Here is a 10,284-nt window from a genome sequence, read left to right as displayed (position 1 = left end):
ATACCAATCCCATTAAGTTATTGCTCACTTGTACTAGTTAAAATAGCTCAAGGCTGTGTTGCTCTCACTCCCAATAGCCAGCTATTGCTCAATCGAGCGCCTTACCTTGAATTATTTTTCCTGCGCACAACAAGATCACAAACTTAATGGAACTGGTATAACAAAATGATTGTGCCACCTTAATTATATAGGTGAAAATAGGTAAAAATTTAATTTAAGATATTTCCATTATATTTTTAATGTGCTTTACAAGGCCGTCGCTATTGTGGCTATTTCATAGCTTGTAATTTTACGTAGAGTTGAATATGGTCGATTAGTTTTAATTTAGTTGCAAGAAATAAAATATATACTGTAATTTTGATCAAGCAGTTGTAATAAATAAAATATACACCGTAACTTTAAATAAAGCTAAAATCAGCGGATGATCGCCTGGACTATTAGTTTCTTTGAGTACTTAGGTTGTGCTTTTTTATTCGTCTTTCGTTTTATGCCAATAAAAAAAACTATAAAAATTAAATAAGGCTTAAAAAAAGTAATGATGGGTTTTCTCTCAAAAAATAATTTAACAATAATTTCTAGATCCTTATGGAGGAAAATAATAGACCAGTCGTCTTTGTTTTATGTATGGAAAAAATCTATACATATGGAATATTGGAAAATTCAAGTACATTTTTTCTGTATTGTTATGCTTTTTACCTTACCTGGTTGGGTGCATGCCAAGGAAAAATTAGAAAAAATGCCTTTCAATATTCCTAGACAAAGAGCCGACTTATCGTTAATAAACTTTGCTGAACAGGCTGATATAACGTTACTTTTTCCGCTAAATAAAATTGCGGATAAGCAAACAAATCGAGTGTTAGGTAGTTTTTCTGTAATGGATGCGTTGAATAAATTACTAAAAGATACCGGGCTTAAAACAGATATTAGCGAGAGTGGGCAGTTATCTATCTTAATAGATTCAAGATTTGAGAGAACAAACGACATGGCACATTATAAAAAAAATAAAGTAGCAAGTGCAGTATTAGCGGTTTTAACTACAGTCGCAGCAGCACCTTCAATTGCAGAAACAGAAACAAATAATAAAGCGAAAGAAGTAGAAATAATCGAAGTTCGTGGGATCCGGGGGGCATTAAGTCGTGCTATGGACACCAAGCGTGAAGCCAGTGGCGTTGTAGATTCAGTTTCAGCTGAAGATATTGGTAAATTTCCAGACACTAACCTTGCAGAATCATTGCAGCGTATCTCAGGTGTTTCAATTGATCGTTCAGGCGGTGAAGGTCAAAAAATTACGGTTCGTGGTTTTGGTCCACAATTTAACACGGTATTAGTTAATGGTCGTCAACAAGCCACGGAAAGTGCAGGTCGCGATTTTAGTTTTGACACTATTGCCGCTGAAATGGTGAAAACGCTAGATGTGCATAAAACATCAACAGCAACCATGCAATCCGGTGGTATCGGTTCTACTATTAACATCGAAACAGCTAAACCTTTCGCTATTGGCGGCTTTAAATTAGCGGGTAGCCTTAAAGGTATTTACGATGGTAATAGTGAAGAGACGACACCACAAGCCTCTTTATTAGTCAGTGATACCTTTAACGATGATACTTTTGGTGCTTTATTGGCGGTTTCTTACTTAGAACGTGAAACACGTTTAAATAGAGCACAATCTGCTGGTTGGCGAGAAAACTCATCATTCACTCGCGGCACACCAAAAACTGAATCAGGAGATGATTACATAGGTAATGTCTTTATTCCTCAAAACTTTGATTCTTTAGTGACTACTGAAAAACGTGAACGAACTAATGCTAATTTAGTATTACAGTATGCGCCTGCTGACAACTTTATTGTTACTGCGGATGTTTTATATTCTGATTTTGATGTTAATTCTGATACCACATCTTATGGCCACTGGTTTACTTCTGATAACGCAGAAAATATTGTTGTTGATGAAAATGGCACGGTTACTGAGATGTATCAACAAGTGGGTTTAGCGACTGATTTTCATGCAAAGAAAGGCGACCGTTTAACAGAGTCTACTTCATTTGGTCTTAATTTTGACTGGGATATTAATGATAATTTAAATATGCAGTTTGATATTAGTAACTCGAATGCGACACGCGCGGCAAACAACGGTCGAGGTGGTAACTTAGCGTTATTAGGCTATGCTAACCGTGTGCAATGGAATCTGGATGATAATATTTTGCCTTATTACTCCGACTTCGCAACAGCTAATGATTCAATATACAGTGGTCAGCAAGAAGGCGACAGCGTAAACCAAGACCCGACTAGTCCTGATTATGTTGCTCCTGCAGGCGTATCTGATTATTTAGATACGGCTAATAGCGGCGCACATGTGATGATTCGTGGTGGTGATGAAGTTGAAGACGATATTACGCAACTTCGCTGGGACAGTGTTTGGGTAGCTGACGGTGACACAGGTTTTGCTAAAGCAAGATTTGGCGCTATGTTCTCGTCTGAAACTAAAACGGTAAATACCTGGAATAATGATGAAAGCGGTATTCACTGTACTTACTGCAACTATAAAGATTTTCCGGATGTTAGCGCTTTCCCTCAAGCAGTATTTGATGCCGGTGATGACTTTTTAAGTAGCGTAAGTGGTAGTGGCCGTTCACCGACACAATGGTTAACTTTTGATGGAGAAGCCTTATTTGATTTCTTAGGTAATATTGAAGGGGTTGATTTTGACGCCGTTAAAACTAATAATTCTTTTGAAGTTGAAGAAGAAACCTCGTCTTTGTACTTAGAACTTGATTTTTATGGCGAAATAGCCAATATGTTTATTTCTAGTACGGCAGGTTTCCGCTATGAAACTACCGATGTTGCGGTCAGTGCTTCTCAAGCAAACCCTCAAAGTTTAAGTATTCTTGATGCAACTGAAATGTTAGCAGCATATGGTGATACGACAAACTTTACAGAAAATAATAGCTACAGTGAAATTTTACCTAACTTCAGCGTTAAATTAGAAATAAATGAAGATTTAATTGCTCGTGTAGCCGTTTCAAAAACCTTAACCCGTCCTACCTTAAGTAGTTTAAGACCTATTACTTCTCTGCAAACAACTCGTCAGGGTAACTTACAGTCATCAAGTGGTAATTCAGACTTAATACCTTTTAGTTCTGATAATTTAGATTTATCACTTGAGTGGTATTACGACGAAGCTAGCTATGTTTCTGCCGGTTACTTTAGAAAACATGTTGCTAACTTTATTACTAACACCAAGCTAGCAAAAACTTTTGTAACAGCTAATGGCAGTTTATTAACAGATCCGTCTACAGGTAGTGATGTTAGTGCCCCTGATAGTGAAGACAGTGTGGCAGTTTTTACTAATACGGCTCCTAGTAATGGTGAATCAGCAACAGTAGATGGTTGGGAAATTGCAGCCCAGCATACTTTTGGTGACACAGGTTTTGGTCTTTTAGCGAACGCAACACTTGTTGATAGTGATGCTGAACTTGATAATACTGATATTACACAAGTATTTGCGGTTACAGGTTTAAGTGACTCAGCTAACTTAGTGGCTTTTTATGAGAATGGTCCATTGCAAGCACGTATCGCTTACAACTGGCGTGACACTTTCTTGCAAAGCCTTAGTCAAGGTGGCGGTGATGGTGTTACTTACGTTGAAGATTATGCACAGTGGGATGCTAGTGCTAGTTTCGATGTAACTGAAAAAATCACTGTGTTTGTTGAAGGTATTAACTTAACTGAAGAATACACCCATAGCCGTGGTCGTTTCTCTAATCAAATACTCGACGTTGTTGATAGTGGCCGTCGTATTTCATTAGGTATACGCGGTAGCTTCTAAGCTTTGTAATTTATAATCTTAGTCATGCATATAGACTTTTACTTCCCTAAAAGTAAAAGTCTACTTCAATACTCTCTTATACCAGTTCCATTAAGTTTGTGATCTTGTTGTGCGCAGGAAAAATAATTCAAGGTAAGGCGCTTGATTGAGCAATAGCTGGCTATTGGGAGTGAGAGCAACACAGCCTTGAGCTATTTTAACTAGTACAAGTGAGCAATAACTTAATGGGATTGGTATTACTAAACGAGAGTTAAAATAACGGTAGCAGATTAACTATGAATAAATTAACTAAAAAAGTTGTTGTTGTTGGTGGTGGAATAGCTGGCTGGCTTACGGCTGGACGTTTAGCAGCAAAACATAAAAGTAATACAGAGCAAGGTTTAACTGTGGTTTTGGTTGAGTCTCCTAATATCTCAGCTATTGGTGTTGGTGAGGGCACTTGGCCTACTATGCGTAGTACGCTGATTGCTTTAGGTATTAGTGAAACAGATTTTATTCGCGAATGTGATGCTAGCTTTAAGCAAGGCGCAAAATTTGCTAAATGGGTTGATGGTAGTGAAGATGATTTTTATTATCATCCCTTAGTGCTGCCACAAGGATTTTCACAAGGTGACTTAGCGGCGCATTGGTTGGCAAGGCAAGGTCAAACAGGAGCTAAATCATTTTCTGAAGACGTTTGTTTTCAAGAGTCGGTTTGTGAAAATGGCTTAGCGCCTAAAACCATTAGAACGCCAGAGTTTGCGGCAGTGGCTAATTATGCCTATCACCTAGATTCTGTAAAGTTTTCTGTTTTTTTACAAAAACATTGCACAGAAAAACTCGGTGTTACTCATATAATTGATAACGTTACTGGTGTGAACTCAGCTCCCAATGGTGATATTTCATCAGTGAGCACTGAAAATAACGCTGATGTTACTGGGGATTTATTTGTTGATTGCACCGGTTTCTCTTCGCTGCTTTTAGGTAAGCATTATCAAGTGCCATTTAAGAGCTGTAGCGATATATTGTTTATTGATACCGCGTTAGCGGTACAAGTGCCTTATGATGAGGTAGATTCACCGATTGCTTCTCATACCGTTTCAACTGGCCAAGAAGCTGGTTGGATATGGGATATTGGCTTACAACATCGCCGCGGTGTTGGTTATGTATATTCGAGTAAATATTCATCTGAAGCGCAGGCTAGGGAAGTATTAGCCAAGTATGTTGGTGATAAATTTTCATCATTAACGGTACGAAAAATTCCAATTGTCAGTGGTCATAGAGAAAAAATGTGGCAAAATAATTGTGTGGCAGTAGGCTTGTCAGCAGGGTTTTTAGAGCCATTAGAAGCATCTGCTTTGATGATGGTAGAGTTGTCAGCACAAATGATCAGTGAACAACTGCCGCAGTCTCGTGACATTATGGACATAGCCGCCAAGCGCTTTAATGAAACCTTTCTTTATCGATGGGAAAAAATCATCGACTTTCTTAAGTTACATTATATTTTAAGTAAAAGAACCGACAACGCTTTTTGGATTGATAACCGCGATGCTCAATCTATTCCTGAAAGCTTAAAAGAAGCAATGGCGCTTTGGCAATATCGAGCACCCGCTGATCATGATTTTACCAGTAATAATGAAGTTTTCCCTGCGGCAAGTTATCAGTATATTTTATATGGTATGGGTTTTAAAAGTGACTATAGCCAAAACACTTATGCACTCGATAATATTGATTTTGCACAACATCAATTTGCGCAAAATAAAAAACTCACTGACAAGGCGGTATCAACACTGCCAAAAAACCGTGAATTAATTAATAAAATTATTGAATTTGGCTTTAACCAAATTTAATTGAATATAGCCGAATTTAAGTCATAAGCTAACAAGAGAAATTATACATGGCTAGTTTAGTCGCAGTAGATAATAAAAAGCATTTAAACACTAAAGTCGATCTCAATAAAGTGGAACGCCATGGTGCTAATTTAGCCCTTATTCCGGTTGTTTTAGCCGAGTTTATTCATTTAGCGGTACAATATCCCATTGTATTGACTAAAAATGGTGACACAGGACAGTTTGTATTTTCTGCGATGTTAGGCTTTGAGGAAAATGAAAACTTATTTTGGCAGCAAGCACAATGGCAAGGACTCTATGTGCCACTGCAAATAAGGCGACAACCATTTTTTGTTGAAATGAGCGATGAAAAGCATCATAACGAACTCGCTGTTTGTTTGAATACCGATAGTCCCGCGGTATCAGAAGAAACTGGACAGGCACTTTTTGATGAAAAAGGTGATGAGTCTAGCTACTTTAAAAGCGTTAAAGCAAACCTTACGCAATTATTGCTGGGTGAAAAAGAAAATAAGGTATTAATAGCAACTCTAACGTCAATGGCCTTAATTAAGCCTATGTCGATAGACATTACTTTTATTAATCAAAGCGCCACTAAATTAGCTGGTTTATATACCATTGATGAAGTAAAACTTGCCACATTAAACAATGAACAAATTTTATCTTTACATCAAAGTGGCTTATTGTCTGCAATACATACAATGATCATATCTTTAGGACAAATTCATACACTAATTGATTTAAAAAATAAGTCTCTAAGTTAAGCACTAGAGATTTAGCAAGGGTAAACGTTATTTGATGTTAGATTTTACACTAAATGATCATCCTAGCTTAACTAAGCTGATGATTGGTAAAGAAAATATACCTGTGTTGATTATCGATGGTTTTGCAAACAAAGCTGATGATTTAATTTCCTGCGCGGGCGATGGTTCATTATTTAGAGCCGATCAACAAAACTTCTATCCAGGCAAACGTTTTTTAGCACCTGCAATATATAGTGAAGAAATTTGTAAGAAATATTTACCGCTATTTAAATCATATTTTGGCTTTGATAATGCGACTAGTGCTAAGGCATTAATGTCTGCATTTGCGGTTTCAGATAGGGCTCCTGAGCATTTAAAGCCAATACAAATGCTGCCACATTTTGATACGGCTAATATTAATCAATTGGCGGTAGTACATTATTTGTGTGAGCCCGAGCATGGTGGAACCTCTTTTTATCGACATCGGGCCAGTGCTTTTGAAAGTATCACCGCAGCGCGTTTAGTTAATTATGGTCAGCAGCTAAAAAAGGAAGCTATTGCGCAGCAGTTACATAAAAATCCCTGCTACGTGAACTCAGACAATAGCCTTTTTGAGCAATTTTATTCAGTTGCCGCTAGGATGAATAGAGCCGTGATCTACCCCAGTATGGCCTTACACTCAGGTGACATTAACCCCATATTAGGTTTGTCTTCAGATCCTAAAATAGGCAGACTAACCATTGGTAGTTTCATTTATGTTGAATAATTTAAAAAAAGTATTTTTTAATGGCATGTCGTTGTTCTATCTCTAGGGCAATTAGACGCATGAGAAAGTACTTTTCTGTCACATTTTATATTGGGTAGTAGTAAATGAAGTTATTGAAAAATAGAAACATACGTTGGGGAATTATCGGTTTAGGCAATATAGCCAATAAATTTGCGACAGATTTGTTAACGGTGGAAGGCGCTGAACTGTATGCGGTTGCTTCAAGAACACAACAAAAAGCCGATGGCTTTGCCGAAAAATATCAAGTAACTAAAGCTTACAACAGCTATGAAGCGTTAGTAAGCGATGAAAACATTGATGCTGTTTACATCGCAACGCCACACTCTTTACATAAAGAAAATGCGTTGTTGTGTTTAGAGCAGGGCAAGGCGGTATTATGTGAAAAGCCTTTTGCCATGAATGCCGATGAAGTAAATAGCATGATTGCTGCTGCCACTAAACATAATACTCTGCTGATGGAAGGACTTTGGACCTATTTTTTGCCCCATTATAATTTTGTTCTAGCAGAGCTGAGTCGCAAAACTTATGGCAATCTTCTGAGAATTGAAGCTGATTTTGGTTTTGTTAAGGTCTTCAATGAAGAGTCTCGGCTTTTTAAAAAATCGCTAGGAGGAGGTAGCCTTTTAGATATTGGTATTTATCCTATTTTTGCAGCACTTTCAACACTTGGTGTGCCAGATACCATAACAGCCAAGGCAAGCTTTTTTGAGAATGGCGCTGACTCTTCCTGCTCGATGGTATTTAACTACAATAATGCCGTAGCAATATTAACGTCGACACTATTGGAATCTACTGCCAGTGAGGCTATTTTTTATTGCGAGCAAGGCATTATTAAAATTAATAGTGGCTTTCATAGCCCGTCAACGGTGACTTTAATTAATGATAGCAAGGAGGAATCGGTATTTTTTGACTGTAAAACCCATGGTTATAATTATCAAATTAGCCATTTTAATGAACTGTTACGCCAAGGTAAAAAAGAAAGTCATATCATGACTTTTAATTTTAGTCGCCAGCTAATTGAAACCTTAGATAGCGTTAGGGCCATTATTGATTTGAAATATTGATTGGAAATATTGATTGGAAACACAGACACCTAAAACCGTTGCTCTAGCTTTTAATTACTTTGTTAATTATTTTGTTAATTATTTTGTTAATTATTTTGTTAATAAAAAAATCGGCATAGACTTACTATTGAAAAATTCAGTATGGCTTAGCTGTTGATAAAGCTTAAGTACTAAAAATTTTCATCTTCGACACCGAGTGACATGATTCTATCACCGATTTTGTTAATGATAGTTATCTCACCAAGACAGACAGCTAATATAGACTTATTCTGTTTGAACTCTTGTGGAATAATAACCCGACCAGATTTATTTTTAGGATAGCTTTTAATTTCATGCTTTAACTCTAAGCTGTCTTCTTGGTAATAAATAATAGTGACGGTAGTTAGATTTTTAGTCTCCAATGTGAGCTCCTTTAAAGTAATTATTAACGGCTAAGGTGCTAGAACTATCGTCTATTAATCGTATTTTGTCCAACTATATTAAGCGAGTAAACTTTTTCATGTTCAATTATCTTCAGTTGAGATGGAAGTTAAGCTTTAATGTTCATCAGGCTTATTTTTTGGTAGGTATTTATACCCATTGAACATGGCAGAAATAAGAGCGCTTTTCTCCCGTCTTTCAGCCATAATTACCCCAATAATATGCAGTGGAATAAGTAATAGCAGGCAGTAAAAAGCATAAACATGCGCGGTAATAAAAGGTTTTCGAAAATCTCTCATTACTTGATAAGCTGCGGCATTTACATTCTCTTTCGAATAAGGTTTTATCGCCGCTATATTGTCTTTATCGACAGCAATGTTTTCAGCAAAATATTGACCAAAGGGTGGGTAGTAAATATCTGTACCGGCAATAACAAGGCCTGAAATCATTTGTACAGTCATAACGGACAACAGTGCTAACACCATCAATTTTCCTGCAGGGCTATGGCCTTTGTAAGCTAACTTTTTACCTTGTGTAAACTCAACTAATTCAGCTTTAAAGCCTTTTTTAAAAGGTAGTATTTTATGCCAGCGCTCATAACCTTTACCGACAAAAGCTGTGATTAACCGGAAAATCAAGTTACTAGCAAAAACATATCCCACCAATACATGTATGGTTTTTAACAGCACTTTACCTTCGGTGCTAATGCCCAATATTTTGCCATTTAATATCACTGTGCCGATAGCGATGAGTAGTAAAATTGCAATGACATTTATCCAATGAAAAAGTCTTATTCTACGACTCCAGACGAAAACTTGTTTTCTATTCATATCAAGCTCTTTTATGACTATTTGCTTAAGCGTAATCATATTATATTGTGGGTTAAGTTAACAATGTAACTTGGTACATCAGTAAATAGAATTAGTGTTAAGTTATTCTATGTCATTAAAAATAGCATTAACTAAAATCGATAGTCCATAAACTTACGGGTACTTATACCAATCCCATTAAGTTATTGCTCACTTGTACTAGTTAAAATAGCTCAAGGCTGTGTTGCTCTCAATCCCAATAGCCAGCTATTACTCAATCGAGCGCCTTACCTTGAGTTATTTTTCCTGCGCACAACAAGATCACAAACTTAATGGAACTGGTATTAAACGTTGTTAGGTAATTATTGCTGTCATTAGACATAGGTCAAATATTATTAATTTTAGTCGTTATCATGCTATTAAATTTTTTTTGACGTGATCATTGTTATTTTTTTAGCAGTACTTATGTGGCCTATTCTCCCAGAAAGTCTTATGGTGATTATTTCTGATTTTGGTGCATTTTTTAGTTAAAGACATACGCTCTTAAACATTAAATACCATTAAGTAAAAACAAGAGTTAGTATTTTCAGAGCATTTATTGAGAGCTCTCTCCATAAATGTAAAGTGCTCGCCATATTTGTAGTTATACCAATTTGATTAACTAAATGATCACCTTTTTCATGAGGAAAAATGGATAAATACAAGGCATAAAATTTAGTCAGTAGTTATTCACCTTATAAATTTTATAACGCTGTAGTTATTCATTTTAACCATTAAAAATGAGCAGGTAATTAATCAACTTGGTATTA

The 10,284-nt window shown here is 36.5% G+C and carries 7 protein-coding genes; 5 read left to right on the top strand and 2 right to left on the bottom strand.

Features of this window, described 5'->3' with window-relative positions; translation table 11 throughout:
* Positions 1–982: 982 nt before the first annotated feature.
* From ESZ39_RS16445 to ESZ39_RS16425, 5 genes are all read left to right on the top strand, one after another.
* Positions 983–3,826, top strand: a complete 2,844-nt coding sequence (locus ESZ39_RS16445) for a TonB-dependent receptor (protein ID WP_223270427.1) — start codon at positions 983–985, stop codon at positions 3,824–3,826.
* 275 nt (positions 3,827–4,101) lie between these two features.
* Positions 4,102–5,655, top strand: a complete 1,554-nt coding sequence (locus ESZ39_RS16440; protein ID WP_146881013.1) for a tryptophan halogenase family protein — start codon at positions 4,102–4,104, stop codon at positions 5,653–5,655.
* A gap of 47 nt (positions 5,656–5,702) precedes the next feature.
* The gene (locus ESZ39_RS16435; protein WP_146881012.1) at positions 5,703–6,416 is read left to right on the top strand and encodes a SapC family protein; all 714 of its coding nucleotides are present in this window, start codon (positions 5,703–5,705) and stop codon (positions 6,414–6,416) included.
* 34 nt (positions 6,417–6,450) lie between these two features.
* Positions 6,451–7,161 (top strand): DUF6445 family protein, encoded by a 711-nt coding sequence (locus ESZ39_RS16430; RefSeq protein ID WP_146881011.1) that lies wholly within the window; start codon positions 6,451–6,453, stop codon positions 7,159–7,161.
* Positions 7,162–7,265: 104 nt separating this feature from the next.
* A complete protein-coding gene (locus tag ESZ39_RS16425; protein WP_191321830.1) occupies positions 7,266–8,246 on the top strand; it encodes a Gfo/Idh/MocA family protein in 981 nt (326 codons plus the stop codon).
* A 170-nt stretch (positions 8,247–8,416) separates the two neighbouring features.
* Here ESZ39_RS16425 and ESZ39_RS16420 read toward each other — a convergent pair whose 3' ends face one another.
* Both ESZ39_RS16420 and ESZ39_RS16415 read right to left on the bottom strand, forming a co-directional pair.
* Positions 8,417–8,647, bottom strand: a complete 231-nt coding sequence (locus ESZ39_RS16420) for a TIGR02922 family protein (protein WP_146881010.1) — start codon at positions 8,645–8,647, stop codon at positions 8,417–8,419.
* Positions 8,648–8,782: 135 nt separating this feature from the next.
* Entirely contained in the window at positions 8,783–9,496 is a 714-nt protein-coding gene (locus ESZ39_RS16415; protein ID WP_146881009.1) for a cytochrome b/b6 domain-containing protein, read from the bottom strand.
* Positions 9,497–10,284 lie beyond the last annotated feature (788 nt).

The organism is Colwellia sp. C1TZA3 (assembly GCF_007954265.1).
In the GTDB taxonomy this organism is placed as follows: domain Bacteria; phylum Pseudomonadota; class Gammaproteobacteria; order Enterobacterales; family Alteromonadaceae; genus Cognaticolwellia.
The sequence above is the reverse complement of the archived record's forward strand: the minus strand, read 5'-3'. Positions and strand labels throughout refer to the sequence as shown.